This window comes from Bosea sp. ANAM02, assembly GCF_011764485.1.
GTDB lineage: Bacteria > Pseudomonadota > Alphaproteobacteria > Rhizobiales > Beijerinckiaceae > Allobosea.
In genome coordinates this window covers 121,062-139,611 of the sequence record NZ_AP022849.1, presented here as the reverse complement: position 1 = coordinate 139,611, position 18,550 = coordinate 121,062, and the positions used below count along the sequence as shown (strand labels likewise).

25 protein-coding genes are annotated in these 18,550 nt (G+C 63.5%); 7 read left to right on the top strand and 18 right to left on the bottom strand.

Going from position 1 to position 18,550, the window contains the following annotated elements; genetic code table 11:
* Nucleotides 1-10: 10 nt before the first annotated feature.
* The 3 genes from OCUBac02_RS24395 (at nucleotide 11) to OCUBac02_RS24385 (ending at nucleotide 3,619) form a co-directional block, all read left to right on the top strand.
* A complete protein-coding gene (locus tag OCUBac02_RS24395; protein WP_173050088.1) occupies nucleotides 11-892 on the top strand; it encodes a hypothetical protein in 882 nt (293 codons plus the stop codon).
* A 564-nt stretch (nucleotides 893-1,456) separates the two neighbouring features.
* On the top strand, nucleotides 1,457-1,945 hold the full coding sequence (locus OCUBac02_RS24390; RefSeq protein WP_173050086.1) for a hypothetical protein: 489 nt from the start codon (nucleotides 1,457-1,459) through the stop codon (nucleotides 1,943-1,945).
* 9 nt (nucleotides 1,946-1,954) lie between these two features.
* Entirely contained in the window at nucleotides 1,955-3,619 is a 1,665-nt protein-coding gene (locus tag OCUBac02_RS24385; RefSeq protein WP_173050084.1) for a hypothetical protein, read from the top strand.
* 230 nt (nucleotides 3,620-3,849) lie between these two features.
* Here OCUBac02_RS24385 and OCUBac02_RS24380 read toward each other — a convergent pair whose 3' ends face one another.
* From OCUBac02_RS24380 to OCUBac02_RS24325, 12 genes are all read right to left on the bottom strand, one after another.
* Nucleotides 3,850-4,143, bottom strand: coding sequence for a hypothetical protein (locus tag OCUBac02_RS24380; protein ID WP_173050082.1), 294 nt, complete (start codon nucleotides 4,141-4,143; stop codon nucleotides 3,850-3,852).
* 33 nt (nucleotides 4,144-4,176) lie between these two features.
* The gene (locus OCUBac02_RS24375) at nucleotides 4,177-4,383 is read right to left on the bottom strand and encodes a hypothetical protein (protein WP_173050080.1); all 207 of its coding nucleotides are present in this window, start codon (nucleotides 4,381-4,383) and stop codon (nucleotides 4,177-4,179) included.
* Between the two features lie 43 nt (nucleotides 4,384-4,426).
* Complete coding sequence (locus OCUBac02_RS24370; protein ID WP_173050078.1) at nucleotides 4,427-4,705, bottom strand: hypothetical protein; 279 nt, start codon at nucleotides 4,703-4,705, stop codon at nucleotides 4,427-4,429.
* An 81-nt stretch (nucleotides 4,706-4,786) separates the two neighbouring features.
* On the bottom strand, nucleotides 4,787-5,347 hold the full coding sequence (locus OCUBac02_RS27645; RefSeq protein WP_173050077.1) for a helix-turn-helix transcriptional regulator: 561 nt from the start codon (nucleotides 5,345-5,347) through the stop codon (nucleotides 4,787-4,789).
* 65 nt (nucleotides 5,348-5,412) lie between these two features.
* Nucleotides 5,413-5,634: a hypothetical protein gene (locus OCUBac02_RS24360; protein ID WP_173050076.1), complete on the bottom strand. Its 222-nt coding sequence runs from the start codon at nucleotides 5,632-5,634 to the stop codon at nucleotides 5,413-5,415.
* 1 nt (nucleotide 5,635) lies between these two features.
* Nucleotides 5,636-6,166, bottom strand: coding sequence for a hypothetical protein (locus OCUBac02_RS24355; RefSeq protein ID WP_173050075.1), 531 nt, complete (start codon nucleotides 6,164-6,166; stop codon nucleotides 5,636-5,638).
* Nucleotides 6,159-6,386: a hypothetical protein gene (locus tag OCUBac02_RS24350; protein WP_173050074.1), complete on the bottom strand. Its 228-nt coding sequence runs from the start codon at nucleotides 6,384-6,386 to the stop codon at nucleotides 6,159-6,161. Before OCUBac02_RS24350 ends, OCUBac02_RS24355 begins: the two co-directional genes overlap by 8 nt.
* Complete coding sequence (locus OCUBac02_RS24345; protein ID WP_173050073.1) at nucleotides 6,379-7,308, bottom strand: hypothetical protein; 930 nt, start codon at nucleotides 7,306-7,308, stop codon at nucleotides 6,379-6,381. The genes OCUBac02_RS24350 and OCUBac02_RS24345 overlap by 8 nt, the downstream gene beginning before the upstream one ends.
* An 8-nt stretch (nucleotides 7,309-7,316) precedes the next feature.
* Entirely contained in the window at nucleotides 7,317-7,811 is a 495-nt protein-coding gene (locus tag OCUBac02_RS24340) for a hypothetical protein (protein ID WP_173050072.1), read from the bottom strand.
* Complete coding sequence (locus OCUBac02_RS24335; protein ID WP_173050071.1) at nucleotides 7,808-8,983, bottom strand: hypothetical protein; 1,176 nt, start codon at nucleotides 8,981-8,983, stop codon at nucleotides 7,808-7,810. The genes OCUBac02_RS24340 and OCUBac02_RS24335 overlap by 4 nt, the downstream gene beginning before the upstream one ends.
* 146 nt (nucleotides 8,984-9,129) lie before the next feature.
* Complete coding sequence (locus tag OCUBac02_RS24330) at nucleotides 9,130-9,981, bottom strand: hypothetical protein (protein ID WP_173050070.1); 852 nt, start codon at nucleotides 9,979-9,981, stop codon at nucleotides 9,130-9,132.
* Nucleotides 9,974-10,876, bottom strand: coding sequence for a hypothetical protein (locus OCUBac02_RS24325; protein ID WP_173050069.1), 903 nt, complete (start codon nucleotides 10,874-10,876; stop codon nucleotides 9,974-9,976). Before OCUBac02_RS24325 ends, OCUBac02_RS24330 begins: the two co-directional genes overlap by 8 nt.
* 192 nt (nucleotides 10,877-11,068) lie before the next feature.
* Here OCUBac02_RS24325 and OCUBac02_RS24320 point away from each other — a divergent pair, with 192 nt between their 5' ends.
* Both OCUBac02_RS24320 and OCUBac02_RS24315 read left to right on the top strand, forming a co-directional pair.
* Nucleotides 11,069-12,352 carry a type II toxin-antitoxin system HipA family toxin gene (locus tag OCUBac02_RS24320; protein ID WP_173050068.1) on the top strand — a complete coding sequence of 428 codons (1,284 nt, stop codon included), beginning with the start codon at nucleotides 11,069-11,071 and terminating at the stop codon, nucleotides 12,350-12,352.
* A 28-nt stretch (nucleotides 12,353-12,380) separates the two neighbouring features.
* On the top strand, nucleotides 12,381-12,845 hold the full coding sequence (locus tag OCUBac02_RS24315; RefSeq protein WP_173050066.1) for a hypothetical protein: 465 nt from the start codon (nucleotides 12,381-12,383) through the stop codon (nucleotides 12,843-12,845).
* 1 nt (nucleotide 12,846) lies between these two features.
* Here the strand turns inward: OCUBac02_RS24315 and OCUBac02_RS24310 are convergent, their stop codons facing one another.
* From OCUBac02_RS24310 to OCUBac02_RS24285, 6 genes are all read right to left on the bottom strand, one after another.
* A complete protein-coding gene (locus OCUBac02_RS24310; protein ID WP_173050064.1) occupies nucleotides 12,847-13,278 on the bottom strand; it encodes a hypothetical protein in 432 nt (143 codons plus the stop codon).
* Nucleotides 13,279-13,587: 309 nt separating this feature from the next.
* Nucleotides 13,588-14,145 (bottom strand): hypothetical protein, encoded by a 558-nt coding sequence (locus OCUBac02_RS24305; RefSeq protein WP_173050062.1) that lies wholly within the window; start codon nucleotides 14,143-14,145, stop codon nucleotides 13,588-13,590.
* A complete protein-coding gene (locus OCUBac02_RS24300) occupies nucleotides 14,142-14,954 on the bottom strand; it encodes a metallophosphoesterase (RefSeq protein WP_173050061.1) in 813 nt (270 codons plus the stop codon). Before OCUBac02_RS24300 ends, OCUBac02_RS24305 begins: the two co-directional genes overlap by 4 nt.
* Nucleotides 14,955-14,959: 5 nt before the next feature.
* Complete coding sequence (locus OCUBac02_RS24295) at nucleotides 14,960-15,250, bottom strand: hypothetical protein (RefSeq protein ID WP_173050059.1); 291 nt, start codon at nucleotides 15,248-15,250, stop codon at nucleotides 14,960-14,962.
* Complete coding sequence (locus OCUBac02_RS24290) at nucleotides 15,247-15,510, bottom strand: hypothetical protein (protein ID WP_173050057.1); 264 nt, start codon at nucleotides 15,508-15,510, stop codon at nucleotides 15,247-15,249. Before OCUBac02_RS24290 ends, OCUBac02_RS24295 begins: the two co-directional genes overlap by 4 nt.
* A gap of 2 nt (nucleotides 15,511-15,512) precedes the next feature.
* Nucleotides 15,513-16,748, bottom strand: coding sequence for an RNA-guided endonuclease InsQ/TnpB family protein (locus OCUBac02_RS24285; RefSeq protein WP_173050055.1), 1,236 nt, complete (start codon nucleotides 16,746-16,748; stop codon nucleotides 15,513-15,515).
* A 271-nt stretch (nucleotides 16,749-17,019) separates the two neighbouring features.
* Between OCUBac02_RS24285 and OCUBac02_RS24280 the strand changes: the two genes are divergently transcribed.
* Together OCUBac02_RS24280 and OCUBac02_RS24275 are read left to right on the top strand one after the other, a co-directional pair.
* The gene (locus OCUBac02_RS24280; protein WP_173050053.1) at nucleotides 17,020-17,265 is read left to right on the top strand and encodes a hypothetical protein; all 246 of its coding nucleotides are present in this window, start codon (nucleotides 17,020-17,022) and stop codon (nucleotides 17,263-17,265) included.
* Nucleotides 17,266-17,307: 42 nt separating this feature from the next.
* The gene (locus OCUBac02_RS24275; protein WP_173050051.1) at nucleotides 17,308-18,540 is read left to right on the top strand and encodes a hypothetical protein; all 1,233 of its coding nucleotides are present in this window, start codon (nucleotides 17,308-17,310) and stop codon (nucleotides 18,538-18,540) included.
* Nucleotides 18,541-18,550 lie beyond the last annotated feature (10 nt).

Below are 18,550 nucleotides of genomic sequence, written 5' to 3'. Positions count from 1 at the left end.
TTTCTCGGTGATGCCTCTGGACCAGTTTCAGCACAAAATACTGCAGGCGCTCCTTCCGCAACGCAGCCCCGATAGCGTTTTCGCCGGCGGAACCGTTCTACAGCGGCACGGTCATCGGTTATCCCAGGACCAGGACATCTTCACCGCGACAGGCTCCCAAGAATTCCTCACGATCGTCTATCGGGATGTCAAAGCCCTTGAGGCCGCCGGCGTAACTGTCGACCTGAACATTCTCTTCGAAGGCATGGCCGAAGCCATCGTCAACATCGAGGATGAGGGAGCCTCGAAAGTGCAATGGGTTCAGGCGAGCTCGTTCAACTTCTTCGGCCCGGTCGCAGATCCGGAATATGGCTGGCGCCTGCACATGGCCGACCTGGCGATCAATAAGGTCCTTGCTGCCGCTGGCCGTCGAGAAGTGCGCGACTATGTCGACCTCGCTCTTATCGACGCTCACATCATGCCGCTGTGGCTCGCGATCTGGGCGGCGCCCGGAAAGGACGCAAGCCAGACGCCCAACAAGATTCTGGAGCGGATTGCTCGAACCAACCAGTTCACCCAGGTCGAATTCGACAACCAGATTGACAGCCTTTGCGATCTCTCCGCAGGGGAGGTTGGCGCAGCTGTCAGAGACGCGATCGACACTGCGCGCGATGTGTTCCCGCTGCTTCCACAGGCCAGCGCTGGGCAGCTCTTTATCGGGCCAGAAGGAGAGATCCCGATGACGGTTGAGGAGACACTCTCTGGCAGGTTCATCCCGACGGCACCAGCCGACGGCGGTGCGTGGCCATCGGGACCGGCAATTGACGCCGCGCTGCTTCAGCGGCTGATCGACGAATTTGGCGAGAACGGAAGTCGCCTCACCGGGACCGATCCGGGTTGCGGAAAGCGGTGATTGGAAGGCGACCGAGGCCGGGAAGGGGATGCTTTGAGCAGCGGCGGGGAGGGCGTAGGCTAGTCGTGCCGAAGGAACGAGGCCGACCAAGCCCATGACAACGCGCGATGGGGACGGATTGGTCCTCTCGACCACGAATGCCCCATATCGACGCCGCATCGATGCGCAGACGCTTGCTCACTGTGTGCGGACAGGCGACACGGGCTCCTGGACAGTCCACGTAGCAACATTCTTTACCGATGTCCGGCCCGGCCTCGTGGTGAGCTTCGCGGCGCGGCAAGAAATCGACCTTGAGACGCTGGCGAGGACTTATCACTCAATTCGCGACGAAACCGGTGAACGGAGCCCCGATCTAGAGGCGGAGCTTGCGCGACTGGGGATAGCCAACGGATCAGAGCCAGACCAAAGGCAGCCGCTTCGGTCATGAACGATACTGTCCCCGAGGCCGGCTGGACACCGGAACGACGAGCGATATCTCGCGCCCTCCTTCTGGCTTTCAAAGCTCACGGATAGCCTCCAGGCCCTGAAGCACCCGCATCCGCTATCCTGGAGCCCGGCAACGCCATGATCGACTTCGCAGCCCTGCTCGCCGAGAAACGCGCCCGCATGATGCCGGAAGAGCGCGAGCGCTTCGACGCGGCCGTTGCAGCCCGGGAGGCAATCGAGGCGACCGAGCACCCCATCCCCGCGGTGTTCGAGGTCCTGGTGTGGAAGCGGCCGTCGGGGCTCGCTGCTCTGAAGGCTGGACAGCAAGCGCTGCCTGAGCGCGCGGTGGACCATACCTACGAGCGCGATGTTCGCATCCGCATCGAACCGCGTGACAACGGCGCCAGGGAGGTCATCCAGTTCATCGGCGCGGTGACGGGACATGAAGCCTTCGAACTCACCCCGGACCTTTGCGCTGGGCTCGCGAGCGATGCGGGCGGAACCTGGTCGATCTGTGCTGGGACGCCGAACCGCTACGACTCCTGCACGATCCAGGTCGCCGACGTCCTCGACTATCTCCGAGATCGCCGGCCAGAGCTAGTCGGCGGGCTTCCGCTGCGCCCTTGAGGTGTCATCATGACCATTCGCACGACATCCGAAGAGCAGCAGCGCGAGAGGAGCCCCATGAAAAATGGGGTGACGATCCTGACGGACTTCACCGAAGCTGAGCGCGATCGCATCTTCGCGGCCGTCGACGCTGAGAAATTGAAGCGGACGAACGCCTACGACGAGATCACGGTCGGCTTCGGCCTGGAGAAGCTTTTCCAGAACTGCGAGGACGCCATAGAGGGGTCGTTAGAGACGACGGCTCCGGAAGACCTGCTACCGAGGGTTATCGCAGCCAAAGTCCCGGCGGGAGGCAAGCCAAGGCTGCTCATCGCCGCGGTCGTGAACTGGCGCGGCAATCTCGTCGTTGAAGCTCATCGGAAAATGAGGGTTGGTGATCTTCATCTCGACGAGGCGCCCGAGTGGAAGCGCGGTGAAGCGAGCCGCATCCTCTGGATCCGGGACGTTGGGAAGCTCGATGCCTTGATCGCTTCCGACGACCCGGAAAAACGGCGCGCCGCGAGTGTCGCATACGAGTTCGTTGGATTGGCGTTCGCCGAAGTCGTCAAGCAGTTCGCCGAGCACTTCGATGTGTCGATGATGCACCAGATCGGCGTCGAGTACGGCCAGGACGGGTTGGCGTCGCGCATACGCTTCCTCGACCCCACAGGGATACGGAAAGCTCGCTTCGACGAGGATCTGCGCGATCAACGCTCCTGGGCAGGGTTCTCAGCGGACGAGATCTGGAATGCTCAGCACGGCGCCCGCGGATCAGCGTCCTGGTTCCGGGCGGAGAAAGCTGCGCAGACGCTCTATCGTCCTGATGGGCCGCGGCTGCAGGACCTGGAACAAGAATTCGCGAATTGCTTGAAATTCCTCGATGAGGCGATCGATGACGGCTTCTGGTCGCCGGCCGATCCCACACCTATCCGTATCGACAACGAGCGGGACAAAGAAGAGATCGTTCCGTACGGCATTCAGTTCAAATTCCCGGATCCTGAGAAGGAGCCCGAGCCAGTCCCGTATGTCGAAGACCCGGAGGTCATCGGCTTCGGGGATATGCCGTTCGACACCCGCAGGCCTCCGCCGGAGCCGAAGCGCGAGCCTGTGCCGCCGGCGAGAGGGCGAAAGCCTGCTGCTCCGCCTCCGCCTCCAAAACCACCCACCAAGATCGGCTTCGATCCGATCATGGTTGCATCCGTCACAAAGTTCGCGCCGCTCGTCCTCCCCAGGCCGGCTGTAACAGCCACGCTGTCTCCAAGAGCTTCTTCCGCGCCCACACCAAGTTCAGGAGGGCTTGCCGCGATCAAGAAGGCGCGCATGGATGCTTCAAGGCTTCATGAGGAAGAGGCCGCTCGGCTTCATGCGGAGGAGGCAGCTCGGCTTCGTGCGGAGGAGGCGCGGCTTCAGGCAGAAAGGGCGGATCGGCTGGCTGCCCAGGCCCTCGAACGGAAGTGGAGGCCCGACTATAGCGGACTGCCGGCCGCGAACTGGAGCTCAGAATATGAGGAAGAGTTCGGTGCCGGAAGCACGGAAGAATTCGTCGCGCTGCTGAACCTTCACAGGAAAGCGAGCGGCCGCCTTCCTGTGCCGCATGGCGGATTCCCCACGAGCACTCGCATCCTGAACAACCTCTTCAAGGAGGCACGGTCGACTGGCATGGTTCAGAAGGTCGAAGGCCCGAAGCCAGGCTGACGGAGCATGGTTACCTCAGGAGCGACAGACATGTCGGCGAGAAGACCCTCCAAGACCATAGGCGACGAAAAGCTCGCCGATCCCGAGGCATCCAGGCGCGCAGCCTAGCCAAAGCGGGGTCCGACTTCGAAATCGCAATCGAGAAGGCGGCGGAGACGATGCAGGTTGAGGACGATCCAGAGGACTATGACGATGCCGAGATTGTCGCACAGGTCCCCTGACCGAGCGGATCAATTGTGAAAGCCGGCATCGACCGCGTCGACAGAGGCAATGGCCTCGCCGGCTCGTCCTTCACGAACGAGTTTCATTGCGGTCTTACCGGAGAGGCCAAGCATGGCTTCGGAACGGTACCAGGCGAAGGCCAGGGTCGCTGAGCCAAAGCGTGCCTTCACCTTGTTGAGGATCTCGACCAGATTGCGCAGGCGGCGCTGGGCAGTCTCTGAGCGCATCGGGTCGATGTGTGGATCGGCATCTGGGTTGAGGCCGGCCGCGGCGATGATCTCGGCCTCGCTGAACGTCATCATCGCCAATTTGACCAGTGTGCATGATCGCGTCGCTCAGCGATGGCTATCGCCGAGCTTAACTCGCGACCGCCACGCTACGACACGAGCGCTGGCTCGATCGAGCAGCGAGAAGAAGCCGTTCCGCTTGTTCAGATCGACAGCCGGGATCTCGCCGCTTTGGATGCGCGCAGCATCCTGCTCACGCGACCGGCGCTTGGCCTCCCGACGCTTCTCGACATCGAATGTTGGTGGCGTGCTCATCAGGAAAGGATGAGTGATAAAGCCACAGTGTCAACTCAGCCCCTCACGGCGCCGGCGCACCGCCAAGCAGGCTGGGATTCAACTCATTGAGGCGCTCGATATAGGCGCTGTAGTCCGCGATCCCGACGCGCTCGGCCTCGGCCGCCGTCATCGCCCAGGCCTCGCTGTCGCCGTCGAGCCAATCCTGAAGCGACAAGCCCTCGTTGTAGATTGTCCCGTCCTCCGCGTTGAAGTGCACAACCAGGCCGTCGAGAACGCCAACGACATCACAGTCGCCGAGCTTGGCGTGAACGAGGTGCGGAGCGAAGTCCTTGAGCAGCATACTGGCGATCCTTTGCGGTGATCGTGGGATCGTATCAGGGGAGCTTGAAAGTGACTTCGTCGTGCACAACGAGCTGTTGTCTTATCGACCGTCTGGCGCACCCGACAGTCCAGAGGGTTCACTGCCGTCAAGCAACCATCGTGCACTTACCCCATAGGCTCGACTGTAAAGCTCCGCCGTGGCTTCTGTGAGCCGGTTCTGCCCATTCTCATGCGCCGTATAGGTCGACTGCCTCCAGCCGAAAGATGTCGCCGCGCGCCTGGCGCTGCTGAACCCACCGGCAGCCCGAGCTAGCCTGAGCCGCTGCCATTGAGGTCTGTACGGGTGCCCGCGTTCCAGATGAGCCAGCCGATCAGGGATCTCGGAGATCGCGGCCTCAGCTATGACGCTCAATCGATCCAATCCGAGCTTGTCAGTTGGATAGGCTCCGGTAGCCAGCCATTCTGCGGGAACGTCGAAGGTGGCCGCATAAACTTGGAGCTGAGCCGGCGGACAGTGCCGTGAACCTGACTCGTGCGCCGCGTATGTTGCTGGCGACCAGCGGAACGCCGCCGTTGCCTTTTGAGCAGTGCCAAACCCTTTTGCGACGCGCGCGCGCCTCAACAGATCACCCGCAAGCGTGTCACCATAGTGAGCGCTCACCTTACCTCCCTGCGCAGCGACCAAACGGAAACATTGATAATTTACGCAGCCGAGGAATCAACTTGTCAGGGGGTACGCTGCCGTTCGCGCTCCATCTTCGCATCCTCTCGATACCCCTCACAAGCACCGCCCGGCAGGCAGTGACCGCCGGTCCAGCTGCATGCGAATCCGGCAGAGGTCACGCCGCCGTTGCGCGGGGTGACCGCCATCCGCAGCTCGCAGCCATCGGCGGTCCAGCCAGGGTGACTGGCATGCTCGGGGACGAGTTCGCCGTTCGACTGCGACATCTCAGAACTCCTTCGAACGGGTTGCAGGCTTTTGGGCATAGGCCTTGAGGATCGCGGCGACCTGGGCGCGCGCGGCGCACGGCGCGTGGGCTTCCGTCCATATCCAGGAAGGGATGCGGCTACCCTCCGGTCGCCAGCCCACCTGGACGAAGCCGCCGACATCGTCTTCGAAATTCACGGTCACCCGCCGGCGGCCGGGCAGCAGCTGCTTGACGAGGGCCGCGCCGGCATCCTGACTTTCGGTGTAGCGAGGCACGACGACACTGTGCTGATCGCGGTCCACGCAGAAGCGTGCGAAGTCAGCGGGCACGTCAGACGGCAGATCCCGCACTGCAAGGCCCAAAGGCACGGAAACGGCGTCACTGAGCGAGCTCCAGCGATAGGGATGCTCACTCCACAGGTTCAGGATCGCGAGATCGAGCTCGCGATCGACACCCTCACCATCTTCGAGACGGCGGATGACGTCCTCGATGGATCGGTCGGGGGTGACGACCGGGGCGGCTTCAACGGGGCTCGCGAGGACCTCAGACATCGGAGATCTCGCTTCGCCTCGAGGCGGGATCAGCCGAACGCTTCTTGCCGAGCTCGATCCCGGCGTCAGTCGCCGTGAAGTGGTTCAATCGGTGGCGGATGGCGTAGCCGTTCTTCGCCAGCCAGGCCGCCGCTGTCAGGTCTGTTCCTGCGACGAGCTTGGGCTGGTCGGAAAGGGTCTCCAGCACCCGGTGCCGGTTCGCTGTCAGTATGTCAGGCATCGGGGCGGCCCTCGGACGAACCGGTCGGCTCGGGCAGGACGTTCTTCAGCCCCCAGATGGTATCGCCGACGCGCTGCAGGAGTTCGACTTGGGCGGTCCTGGCCTTCGACGGTCGGCCGGTGCTCTCGATCTCCGCCCGGCAGATGTCGACCAGGTGAGCAGCGTCGAAGAAACCGCCGCGAACGCCGTTGAGATAGGAGCGATCGCCGGCGTGGTGTGCGGCAGCTCGACGAACGAACTCACGATGGGCATCCACGCGATCGCTCTTGATCTCGTTGGTGGTGGCGCGCTCGGCTTCCTCGGAGGGTCGAACAATCGTGGCGGACTTCGCGCCGCCCGGTGCCGCCGGCGGCGCGCGCCAGTGGGTCGGAACTCCGCAATCATCGACCGCGACAGGGCGGTCCACGCCAGGCACATGGCGCATCCATCGCCCGTCCTGATACCAGGCATCCGCGATCCGGCCAGGGTTGCCGTTGGCCTCGGCATCGTACGGTCGCACCCACAAATCGACCTTGCGGCCGTCGAGCGGCGCGCCTGCGATGTCGAGCCAGCCATCGTCGGCCTGAGTGGTGCCCGCGCGGATCTCGTCGTGGGCTTCGTCGAGAAGCGTGAAGACGAAGGCCTTCTCGGCCTTGGAGTAGCTGTTGGGGCTTTGGAAATAGTTCCAGGCGGACACGACGGCTTTCTCGAACGCGCTGAGCGAGTCCCAGCTTCTCTTCGCCGCAGTGTCAACTTGATCCGCAAGGGTGGTGGGGCACAACGCCGGCGCGACATGGCGCACGATCACCGGAATGATCGGATGCTCGCCACCATGTCGATCGTAGGCTTCGGGAGACAGCCGATATTCGACACAGATGGCGCGAGCGATCGTGCGAGCCCGCTCGATCGCCTCGGCGGTTGGGAGCGGTGTGGTTGCGGGCATTGTTGGCCTCACGATGGAAGTTTGAGGTTGCCGAGGACAAAGGCCGCGAGCGTGCGCGGGTCATTGTGGCCGTCGGCGATAAGCTGGAGGGCATCGCGAAACACATTGGCTTCGCGATAGGCGAGGCGGGAGATTTTCTGGTCGATGGTGCCGGAGCCACGGAGGCGCCGAGGGTTCGGTACGTACTGGCGGGCCGGCAGAGGGGCGCCGGCATAGTAGCCACCAACGACGGAGCCTTCGCCGTTCGGAATCCATTTCAGCTCGATCGGGAAGCTCGGCTCGGCGATACGGTGCCAGCCGTCGAGCGAGCAGGCCGGCTCGAAGGTCCGCGGCCCACCGCATGCGGGTGACTCCCGGCCGACACGTTTGCCCTTGCGGTCGTACAGCACGAGATCCGCCAGGGCCTCGCCGCTGCAGTCATAGACCGCCTTGACCTTGGCCGGGCGACCGTTGCTGTTCGACACCCAGTCGCCGGGCTTCACAGGGAAGGTGACCGTCGTCATGAGCGGGCCTCCGTGACGGCAGCGATTGCGTCAAGGGCCTCAGCGGTCACCGCATGGGCATAGGCGAAAGCCTCGGGTGCGGTCGAGCTGTTCGTGTTGCGGTGATCGGCGTCCCGGATGCGCTGCAGCGACTTCATGGCGATCGCGAGTTGATCCTCCAGGACCTTGTATGAGGGTCCGTAGTTGGACTCGGGCGGCGATGTAGTCCAGCCGCGCTTCCAGCAGAAGGCGGCATAGGCACCGACGTCGAGAGGATCACCCTTGATCAGGTGCTTGAAGAGCGATTGCCGGCACTCGGTCTCCCAGTCGTCGGTGCGCCAGTCGTCTCCGAATTCGTATTTTTGCTGGGCCTTCAGGAGCTTGGCGCGCAAAGCGAAACTGAATTCCGCGACGAGCTTCTCGGTCTCAGGATGCAGCCCGTCGCCGCGCTCGGACCGACAAGCAATCAGGCTCCGGACCATGGCAACAAAAGCCTTGCCGGCCTCGCGCAACTCTCGCCCTTCATCGGCGTGAGCCGAACCTGTCTTTCCAGTCTGAACGGAGCAATGCGTTTCCAACTGCTCAAGGTGCGCTCCCATCCCGATAGCGAGCGTTTTCCAATTCCGAAACTCGCCAGCCTGGGGCAACGGCATCCCGCCGGTCCACGGTTCATCAGGCGAGCCACCGCGGGTCTCGGGTGGCGGAACTAGATTGCAAACAGGCGAGGAGGCGGGGTTACCGAGGGCTGCGTCCAGTTGAGCAGCCAGCTTGGTCGTCAGATCGAACTGCTCGGTGAGCTGCTTGTTGAGCCCGGCGATGACGGCTTCGCTCTTGTCGTGCATTTCGAGGATCGTGCGCTCTCGGCTAAGCACTGCGGTCCGGTACTTGTCGAGAGGTACGGTCTCGCCCCCAGCCGCGTCCGAGACGGCCATCCGCTCCTTCATCTGGCGCAGATTGGCAGCGACCTCATTGAACGCAGCGAAGTGGGAAAGCACCCACTCGTAAAGCTCGTCGCCCTTATCCTTGTCGCCAAGCTCATAGCCGGCCTTCATGACGCCGAACTCGCGCTGCTTGCGCGTAAGCCACTCCTCGAACGTGTCGAGATCGCTGACGCCCGTATGCGCTGCCCACCGCTCCAGAGGGGTGTTGCCGCTGATCAGGTCCGAAAGCGGGATCATGCCCGCCGCCTTCATCCGAGCATCGATATCGCCCCCATCAGACCCTGGCGTCGCTGATAGGGACGCGGACGGGCCCATACCAGTATCGCAAGGCACGCTAGGTGCCTTCTCAGAAACCGTCATGAAGATTCTCCCGCTGCCCACCGCCGCGCTGCACATCATCATTTCCTGCTGACGTTGCCGGCCGACGCTGATTGAGCCTGCAGCGCGGCGGCGCCGGCCGAGGCGAATGTCTTCCCGAACCCGAGAGCGTCCTTGGTCTCATGCGGGATCAGCCCAAGACCGGATCCGGTCACCCCGTACGCCTTCATATCGATGGACCCAGCTCCCTTGCCCGGCAGGCGGACCAGCCATGGCGATGGGCAGTTCGGGTTGTGCTGCACGGCGAAGGTGAGCGCCCTGAATTCGGCCGGGACGAAGCTTCCCGCCGTCGCTTCAGCCATCAGCCCCTCGACGCGCTTCTCGATGAGGCAGTCGATATCCGTGCAGATGTCGCGCACGGTGTCGGTAACTGCCTGGTCCGGATCGCGATCCACCGGCCAGTCGAGGTGCAAGCGGATTGAGGCCTCGATGGCGCTGTGCATCGAGAAACGCTTTCGCGACCGGATTTCCTGCGACAGCTGCTCGAACTCGCGTTCGACATCGTCGGTCGCAAATTCGAGATATCGCTGTCCGTCGAGATCTTCCTTTCCCGGGAACCCATTCGCGAGAAAATCACGAACCCTCTTGAGAACCTCGACCATCCGAGAACGGAAGCCCAGATGCCGGGCCTCGGAATACTCCAGGTCGTCGCTGGCATCCCGGGCGCGGGTTTTCCAGTCCTGGCTTTCCTGCAGGGCCGCGGCATAGAGCTGATGCTCGACAAGCCCGGCGGCATAGACCTGGCCGAGCGCCTCGGCCTCGGTATCGAGACCGAGCTCCACCAGGCGCCCCCGAACCTGCATCAGCTGGTCAAGATGAGGAACCTCGGGGAAGGATCGGGTGGTCGATACGGTCGCCGCGGCCTCAGACATGGGCGGCCTCCGATGCAACGTGATCTGGGAGCTCGCGCTCGATACTCCGCAGCAGGGTCTTCGCGTTGAGGCAGCGCTCGGTGACGAAGGGGCCGGCCTGCATCGCCTTGAATACGCGATCCTTGAATTCGGCGAGCCAGGGCGTGCCGTTGACGAAGTCGACACGCAGGTTGCGCCACTCTTCATGGAGGATTTGAACCTCGATACAAAAATCGTCCGCGCGATCAGAGTGATGACCGAATCGACCGACGGGGCCATCGACGGCTACTGGCTCGTGGCCGGCAAGGCGATCAGCCGCGTCGTGAAGCATCCGAGCATCCGAGCCACCGAGATAGTCGCGCGCACGCGCCTTGCGGCCGTAGAGCGCCAGGCAGAGGCGATCGGTGCCATCGCGGCCGTCGACATCCGATACGGGCTGTCCGCCGTCAGCGCCCGCCATCAGGCTGGCGAGAATGGCCTTCGCATTGCCATCGGCCGTGCCTGCGGCGCCATCGGTGATCAGCCGCTCGCGCTCGGCGACGGGGTGAACCGTGGCGATCGCGAACCAGGCAGGGAGGCCGTTGATGCAGGAGATCTCTCGCTCGATGTCGAAGCCGCCTTCGGCCCGCGGTGTGATGCGGTAGCCCTTGGGTGTCGCCGCGGCGATCGCCTCCTGGATGGTCTTCATCCACCAGTCGGCCTCGCTGTAGCGGCCGTTGGTATAGCCGGACGACCAGGCACCTTCGTCGCCGATCGGAGTATGAGCTCCGTGCTCGGAGTAGGCGTCCTCCAGAGCCTTCTCGCTCACCTGGCGCTCACGCCAATACTGAACCTGAGTTTCCGCCAGCTTCAGCAAGGCGGCGAGGCCGGCCGGCGCCGGCGGCGTCTCGTTCGTAGGCGGGTTCGCGTTTGCCATCTCTCAATCCCGGATGAGGACCAGCGGGGAAGGGCGGTCCAAACTGCTTGACCGGATGAAGGCGGAGATCGTGAAGAATTGGAACTGCAATCCTTGCGTGAGCGCGACAAATCCGTGGATGGGCCGGAATGGAGGGTGGCTCTGCAATGCCTATTCTTGATCTCGACGGGCTTCTGACGTTACTGGGCGGGAATGACCGCTCCCAATCTGTTAGCAGACGAGTGCTACGCCTGGATCTGGCTTCCAGCGGCAACCGAGCCGGTGCTCGCTGGCCGGCTGGGTCGCGACGGCAATACGCTCTCGTTCGCCTATGCGGATTCGTACCTCCGGCGCAGCGATGCGATCTCGATTTATCCTGATGAGTTGCCCCTGCAGGAGGGCCCGATTTCCCCCGCACCAGGGCTAATGCTGGCGAGCTGCATTCGCGACGCCGCTCCGGACGCATGGGGCAGGCGAGTGCTCGCGAACCAGAGTTTTGGGGCCGGCGCGAGTGATCTGGACGGCGCAGAGTTGGACGAAATCTCATGCCTCCTTCGATCGGGATCTGATCGAATTGGTGCGCTCGACTTCCAGAGCTCGCCGACCCGCCATACGCCACGCCTCCCGCATGGGGGTTCGCTGGACCGGCTTCTGGATGCAGCCGATCTCGTGCAGCGCGGCATCCCGTTGTCGCGCGAGCTGAAGTCCGCGTTGCTTCCTCGCTGCGCCGTCGGCGGCGCCCGTCCGAAGGCGCTCGTGGCAGACGAGGGCAAGGCCTTTATCGCGAAGTTCAGTGGACCGAACGACGGCTTCGACATCGTCAAGGCCGAGTTCATCGCGATGCGCCTCGCTCGCGTAGTCGGCCTCGAGGTCGCTCCGGTCCAGCTGGTTCGCTCTGGCTCGCGCGATGTCCTTCTCATCGAGCGCTTCGATAGGATCATGGATGACGGCGTCTGGCGTCGGCGCGCAATGGTCTCAGGCCTTACCCTGCTCGGCCTCGACGAGATGATGGCGCGTTACGCCAGCTACGAGGATCTGGCAGAGCTAGTGAAGAAGGGGTTCGACGCTCCCGAGCGCACGCTGCGCGAGCTCTTCGGGCGGATCGTCTTCAACATCCTTTGCGGCAACACGGATGATCATGCCCGGAATCACTCGGCGTTCTGGAACGGGAGCTCTCTGCAGCTGACACCGGCCTACGACATCTGCCCGCAATCCCGCCACGGCAACGAAGCCTCTCAGGCTATGTTGATCCATGGCGATCACCGGGACAGCAGGCTCGCGCGGTGCATCGAGGCCGCGGATGTCTTCGGGCTGACCAGAGACGACGCGATCGCGCTCATCATCGGCCAGGTGCAGGCGATGATCGCGAACTGGGAGAACGTTTGCGTGGAAGCGGGCATCAGTGATCTGGACAAGCGGCAGTTTGCTCGCCGACAGTTCCTCAATCCCTACGCGTTCGAAGGCGCGCCCGAAGACATCCTCAAGGCTCTCCGTTAGCGGGCACCCCCACATGCGACCGTCTTACTTGCACGTCCTGTCCTTCCTTGCGCAGCGCCAGGGCACCTGGACGATCCCGACCGGAATCCCTGATCTCAAGGGAAATCTCGGGAAGGTCTCTGGTGTCGCCCTAAATGAACTGCGCCTCGCCGGGCTGATTGAATACGGCAAGGAGCCGCAGCACAGCCTGCATGGCTACCGGCTTACCGCGCTCGGGATCGAGACCGAACTCGCGTCGCGCCACCGCATCGAGAAATACGACCGCGTCTCCCGGCGCATCGTCGACGAGGCCGGGCAGGTGGTTGCGCTGGCTCTGCTGCTAGGCAACGATCAGTGGTGCCTCGCGGACACCGAGGGCAAACGCATTGGCAGAACCGCATATGCGGCACCGAAGGATGCGCTCTCCGCCTTCGTCACGCAGCGAATCGAGATCGCGATGAAAGCACGCGAGGAGGAGCCGGACACATGGCAATCGGCGGTCCGTAAAGCCTGAGCTACTGGCGTGAGATCGCCTTTAGGACCGCCACGAGCAGAGCCCTGCAATCCGAGGACGCCCGGGCCTCAATGTGATCCGCCCAGAATTCGTCATCGTCCGACGGCTTGCAGACGGTCATCACCAGCGGGCTGCGTTTCAGCCACATCCAGCCTGCCAACTTCTCATCGATGACGGCTGTTGCCGCGTCGAGGCTCGTCGTAAAGGCGGGCGCTACCCAGGAGCGCCCGCCGCCGGCCCACTCGGGCCGGCCGAAGAAGCATTCCGGTCCGTCGACTTCCTTAAAGCCGGAGAAGGGAGATCGACCATTATCGTCGGTATCGAAGCCGTCGAAATAGGCCTGCGGCATGCCGAGAGCGAGTGCGATGTCGCCATCGAGCGCGCGATCGGCGCCGCTTCCCTGCTCCAGGCGTTCGATCAGCTCAGCCAGCATGCATCACTCCTGACACCGCTGCTCCGCCCATTCCGGCTGATCGCTATCCATGCGCTGAGCCCTCCGATCAACCCAGCTATCACGCCGCATGCAATCGGTGGTCCCCACGCCAAGACGGCGTCTAGCCGATGGGCGAAGAGCCAAGCGCCCATCGCGGCGTCGAAAATGCCCATCGACAGGAGAAACAGGGCGAGCTTCACGAGCGATCCTTTAGTTGCCGACGCTCCAACCAGGCTAGCAGCAGGCGGACGGCGGAGCGAGGCGCTCACTTGAGAGTTTGGTGGACGACGTCCGAGCCATCGCCGGGAATTATCGCAGGCCCCGGCCGAGCGAGCTGTGAGCGGCACTCCAACCGATCTCGTGCTGGCTCGCCCATTCATCCAACCAGCCGGCCACCCGATCCCGGACGTCCTTCAGGCGCTCAACCACCGCGGCCGAGACGTAGTTCTCACGATAGGCGCCGTCGGCCACGTCCTCTATTACAACGACAGGCTCTCCGCCGAATTGGTCCGCCGTGATGTCGACGACAAGCTCGAAATCGCCGTCCGCGACCCAGTAGTGGCCGCTCCAATTCCCATCGCTGTCGCGATAGCCGCCAGGAAGGCCCAGGGCGGGATCAACGTCCTCATCGGCGGCGTCCGGGGATCCGCCGAGGCATTGCCATCCTACGGCCGGCAGCTCCTGCTCCAGGACGCGCAGCAGGAAGAGAGCGGAAAGCCGGCACATGCCTGTCGACGGGTGGCTCGCGTAGACGAGCCCGCGCTGCCTCTGGAACTCGATCCAACGCGGATCCAGGAAGCTGCGCACCTCGGTTGCGATCGCGAAGAGCTCCTCGCGGTCGATGGCGGCCGCACTCGTAGACGTCATGGCACGAAAGCCGGTGCTGGCGGCACTTCAACCACAAGCCTGGGATCGAAGGTCGGGTTTTCGCGCTTCTCGCCGAGCGTAGGGTAGCCGGCCTGGTTCGATAGGATGCGGGTCGAGCCAACCGTGTAGTCGTGCGAGCCATGGTCGTGCCCATGGATCCAGAGCGCAGGCTCGTAGCGCTCGATGACCTCCGTCAGATCCGATGCGAACGCCGGCGAGAGAGAGCTTCCACGATGCTTTGGCTGGACCGAACCGGGATGAGGGGCATGATGCGTCACAACGACAGTCTGCCCGTCGAAAGGCTCCTCCATGCGGGCCGTGAGGAAGGCGAGATCCTCCTGATGGAGGCGCACCGCGTCGGCCGTCGTGAAAATGTGGTCGCCGGTGTCGTCATCGATGGCGATGAGGCGGTGGTCATTCATCGTGCGGCCGGCAGCTTGCCGACCCGCGCGCGCATCGCCGAGCAGGGCGTAGTCGGTCCAGAGGGTTGCGCCGATGATCCGGACGTCGCCAAGGACGACGCAGCCCGGCGCCAGCAGGTGAACGCCGGTCTCTCGGGCTTGATCTCGCCCCCAGGCAAGCTGACGGGTCATGTTCTCGCGGTAGAACTCATGGTTGCCCGGAACGAGCACGACCTCCTTTCCCTTCAGGGGGCCGTTCTTCATCTCGTAGTCGAGCCACATCAGCGAGCCCGTTAGAGGCTTGTCGATGTCGCCGGCGAACACGGCCACGTCAAAGTCCGGAAGGTCATCCGGAAGGCGCCAGGGTGCGAATTCGAGGTGGAGGTCGGAGATGACGAGGAGGTGCATCGGTCTCAGAGCTCTGGGGTTCGGGCGGCGTCGAACTCGATTTCGCACCCGCTGTGATCGCCGAGGGGCAGCCATGCGGCGCCGCCATCGAAATTCTCGCAAAACCATTGCCATCCGACGTCGCCGCTGTCCGAACCCTGCGTATTGAGCTGAATATAGGCGCGCCCGCCGTCATCCGCCGCGAGGTGCAGTCCGACGTGAAGGAAGCCGGAGTAGGTTTCGATAACCTCGCCCACGCGGCCGTCGGCGTTCCGAACCTTCGTTCCCTTCCAGCCAGTCTCGTCCATGGCGGTCACGTGCCGATCGGGGCAGGGGACAGCTGCAGGAGCGCGTCGCGGATCGTCTCGCCCTTGGCGGTCAGGCTCCCCAGGGCACCTGCTGCGCGATTGGCGTGAGCCCGACCGTGGGCGAGCCCTCGGGTGGGCAGACCCCGAAAGCCGGGGTGGCGAGTGCTGACGACCCAGCCCCAGCCGCCCTCGCCCTGTTTGGCGTTGCGCAGAGCATCCTTCTGGGACGCGCTCAGCGACGCGATCTCCTCGGCAATCTGTTCAGGCATGACTACTCTCGGCCCTGAAGGACCGAGCTTCTCGCCTTCGCAGGCGTGAGTTCCTGATTCCGGCCGCCAGCGCGGCTCGATCCACAGGCCATCCCCGGAAGTCCTCCGGTTGAGCCGAGCCCGCGGGCCAGGATCGACCTGGCCGCGTTGACGTCGGCGTTCTCTATGAGACCGCAGTTCGTGCAGACGAACTGCGAGCGGCTGATGCGGCTCTTTGCATCGACCGTGCGGCAGGAAGAGCACTCCTGCGACGTGTAGGCCGGATCGACGGCGATGAGCCGCGATCCGTACCAGGACGCCTTGTAGGCGAGCATGGAGCGGATCATCCCCGGCGCGATGTCGAGCATGGAGCGGTTCAGCCCCGCCTTCTGGCGGACTTTCGAACCGGGCTCCCCGGCGGTTCCTCGCGCCGAAGCTGTCATCTTCCTGACCTTCAGGTCCTCGACGACAATCGTGCCGTGGCTCTTGGCGATGATCGTCGTAGCCTTGTGAGCTGCGTCCCTCCTTCGTCTGGCGAACTTCGCCTGCAGGCGCGCGACGCGGCGCCGCGCCTTGGCCCGGTTCCTGGATCCCTTGCGCCTGCGAGCCATGCTCTGCTGCGCGGACGCGAGCCGGCGCCGCTCGTGGGGCGTCACGCGCGGCAGCTGGAAGATGGTGCCGTCCGATAACGTGATCGGTTGCTCGACGCCCAGGTCGACGCCGACGGCCGGTCCTTGATTGGCTGGAGCCTCCGCGACTTCCTGCTCGACCTGGATCGAGACGAACCAGTCGCCCGCGATCACCGAAACGGTGACGTTCCTTATTTCGCCTTTGACCGGCCGGTGCTGGACGATCTCCACCCAGCCAGCCTTCGGCAAGAAGATGCGCTGTTTCTCCAGCTTGACCTGCTTCGGATCGGGATAGCGAAAAGCCTCGTTCTGTCCCTTGCGTCGGAACGAAGGGTAGCGCGCCCGACCCTCGAAGAAGTTCGTGAAGGCACGGTGCAGGTCCCGGATCGCCTGTTGCAGCGGGTGATGCGGGACATCCCTCAGCCACTCCACTTCGCGCTTCAGTTCGGTCAGGCCGTCGCATTGCTCCGAGTAACTCAACCGCCGCGGCGCGCTGCGGTGCTGCTCCAGAGTCTTTTGATCGAGGCACAGATTGTAGACCAACCGGCAACAGCCGATCGTCCGGCGGAACAGATCCACCTGATCGTCACCTGGATAAATTCGGAATCGGTAGGCCTGCTGGCGCAACATAGCCCGAAGCTATGCTCGATCCTTTGACGAGACAAGGATTGCCGAACGCTTGACCCGGCGCTGAAGAACCGGACTTGCGGCGATCATTTTGTCCAGCCACAGGGCTCGCGGCACCACGCCCGCCTATGTAGAACCCTCTCTGAGGCTGAACGAGGCTTTCGACAAGCTCGCCGGCAGGAACTGGTGGACGAGGTGGCCTCAATCCTTCTGGGATACGGCAGTCCTTGTTACGATCCCAAGAATTCGACTCCAAAAACTTGATGAGAGCGCAGTGTCCGAGCGAGCCCGCCCCGATCTCCCGGTCCGCCATCCCCAGAACGTGCCGCTGCATCAGTGGACGGATGGCTGGCTGAAAATGAGCGTCGCCATGCACACGGACGCCTTGTTCCTGATGGCATACGACCACGAGAAGCGAGCAAAAGGCTGGCCGGTGACCCGGGAGGAAATGATCGCGCTGCTGGTCGAGAAGGACGACATCCCAGCAGCTGGTATCGGCACCCCCTCGTCGGTTTCGTAGCACCGCGCCAAGCTCGCGCTTTACCCGAGAAATTCACATCCAATGAGCATGCTGCCTTCCCCTTCCTTTCAGGCCGCGGTCGTCTCGCCGAACTGCCGTCTCTATTCCGTGCTGCAATCGGCCCCGCACGGGACGATGGACGAGGTTTTCGGGGAAGTTCTCGAAGACCGGATCGCGGACGCCACGCCCCTCAAGGCCGTCACCTACGCGACGTTGTTCACCTATTTGCATCGGCGCTTTGGCTATCCGTCCCGCGCTAGCGACCCTTACAAGGATCTGTCGGCCGCCTGGCTCCTATCGACGCCGGAGCCTGACATCGTCATCCATGTGCTGCCGAGCGTTAACGGCAACCACTTCACCTTCACCATCTACACGACGACAGAGCGAACGCCGTTCAAGCCGGAGCCAATCCCTCGGGAAGAGCAGCTCCGGATCGCCGGCGCCTACCGGAGCCTTCTGCTCGACCTCCTGAGGCCCGTCTGCATCCAGGACGCCCACATCAACGCCCTCGGCGAGGTCGATGACGATGAGCTCTTGGCGTACGACGAGAAGGAGGAGGCGCCTCTTTACGAAGTGAAGTACGCGGCGTCCTCTGGATATCCGATCCTACCGGGACTCATTGGGACGAAGACCTGGGAGGAGTTGTTGGGGCAAGCGGCCTTCTTTGGCTCCGACCGCCTCGATGGGCTGACGACGATCGTAACGGAGGGGCGAAATCGGATCATCGCTCAGATCCCGAACGAGCCCGTCGATGTCCAAGTCCTGATCGGGATGTACACGACGCTCTCTCGGCCCAATGCGCCGGCGATCGAGATCGACTTCGCGCCGGAAGTGCCCGAGCGCATCGCGGCGCTGCAAGCGGTTCTCTGGAAGGACGGGCGTCCGACCTCCGAAGATTTGGCGATCGTGAACGACGCGGCCGTCGAGCGCGCTGGGAGGTATCTGGATGCCCTCGCAGTCCGCGACGACCTCGACAAGGCAGCTCGAAGGGTTCGCGCTACGGCGCGCCTCAATGAGGTCTATGAAGCGATATGCGACGCTTGTGGGCGGGATTTTCCGGACGAGGTCTTCGACGAGAAGCCGGTCCTCTGGAACGATGACGACGTGCAGAGAGCGGTCGCGCGGATGAAGGAGAGCGGCCACGACGCTCTTGCCGAAACCGTCGAACGGCTATTCTCAACCGACCCATGGCCAACGACACGCTGCCTCCATGCTCTGCAAGCGCAGGCTATCGAGCATCGCAAGAATCGCGATTCCGGCCCGACGCCGGGCTGACCCGCCCCCG

Excerpts from the sequence above, each read along its gene's own strand:
- OCUBac02_RS24320 (WP_173050068.1), top strand. The coding sequence starts at position 11,069 with ATGACCGCTCCCAATCTGTTAGCAGACGAGTGCTACGCCTGGATCTGG.
- OCUBac02_RS24335 (WP_173050071.1), bottom strand. The coding sequence starts at position 8,983 with ATGAAGGCGGCGGGCATGATCCCGCTTTCGGACCTGATCAGCGGCAAC.
- OCUBac02_RS24325 (WP_173050069.1), bottom strand. The coding sequence starts at position 10,876 with ATGGCAAACGCGAACCCGCCTACGAACGAGACGCCGCCGGCGCCGGCC.
- OCUBac02_RS24330 (WP_173050070.1), bottom strand. The coding sequence starts at position 9,981 with ATGTCTGAGGCCGCGGCGACCGTATCGACCACCCGATCCTTCCCCGAG.
- OCUBac02_RS24290 (WP_173050057.1), bottom strand. The coding sequence starts at position 15,510 with ATGCCTGAACAGATTGCCGAGGAGATCGCGTCGCTGAGCGCGTCCCAG.
- OCUBac02_RS24350 (WP_173050074.1), bottom strand. The coding sequence starts at position 6,386 with ATGCCTGACATACTGACAGCGAACCGGCACCGGGTGCTGGAGACCCTT.
- OCUBac02_RS24395 (WP_173050088.1), top strand. The coding sequence starts at position 11 with ATGCCTCTGGACCAGTTTCAGCACAAAATACTGCAGGCGCTCCTTCCG.
- OCUBac02_RS24345 (WP_173050073.1), bottom strand. The coding sequence starts at position 7,308 with ATGCCCGCAACCACACCGCTCCCAACCGCCGAGGCGATCGAGCGGGCT.
- OCUBac02_RS24310 (WP_173050064.1), bottom strand. The coding sequence starts at position 13,278 with ATGCTGGCTGAGCTGATCGAACGCCTGGAGCAGGGAAGCGGCGCCGAT.
- OCUBac02_RS24385 (WP_173050084.1), top strand. The coding sequence starts at position 1,955 with ATGACCATTCGCACGACATCCGAAGAGCAGCAGCGCGAGAGGAGCCCC.
- OCUBac02_RS24300 (WP_173050061.1), bottom strand. The coding sequence starts at position 14,954 with ATGCACCTCCTCGTCATCTCCGACCTCCACCTCGAATTCGCACCCTGG.
- OCUBac02_RS24375 (WP_173050080.1), bottom strand. The coding sequence starts at position 4,383 with ATGAGCACGCCACCAACATTCGATGTCGAGAAGCGTCGGGAGGCCAAG.
- OCUBac02_RS24275 (WP_173050051.1), top strand. The coding sequence starts at position 17,308 with ATGAGCATGCTGCCTTCCCCTTCCTTTCAGGCCGCGGTCGTCTCGCCG.
- OCUBac02_RS24285 (WP_173050055.1), bottom strand. The coding sequence starts at position 16,748 with ATGTTGCGCCAGCAGGCCTACCGATTCCGAATTTATCCAGGTGACGAT.
- OCUBac02_RS24360 (WP_173050076.1), bottom strand. The coding sequence starts at position 5,634 with ATGTCGCAGTCGAACGGCGAACTCGTCCCCGAGCATGCCAGTCACCCT.
- OCUBac02_RS24390 (WP_173050086.1), top strand. The coding sequence starts at position 1,457 with ATGATCGACTTCGCAGCCCTGCTCGCCGAGAAACGCGCCCGCATGATG.
- OCUBac02_RS24305 (WP_173050062.1), bottom strand. The coding sequence starts at position 14,145 with ATGACGTCTACGAGTGCGGCCGCCATCGACCGCGAGGAGCTCTTCGCG.
- OCUBac02_RS24370 (WP_173050078.1), bottom strand. The coding sequence starts at position 4,705 with ATGCTGCTCAAGGACTTCGCTCCGCACCTCGTTCACGCCAAGCTCGGC.
- OCUBac02_RS24380 (WP_173050082.1), bottom strand. The coding sequence starts at position 4,143 with ATGATGACGTTCAGCGAGGCCGAGATCATCGCCGCGGCCGGCCTCAAC.
- OCUBac02_RS24340 (WP_173050072.1), bottom strand. The coding sequence starts at position 7,811 with ATGACGACGGTCACCTTCCCTGTGAAGCCCGGCGACTGGGTGTCGAAC.
- OCUBac02_RS24355 (WP_173050075.1), bottom strand. The coding sequence starts at position 6,166 with ATGTCTGAGGTCCTCGCGAGCCCCGTTGAAGCCGCCCCGGTCGTCACC.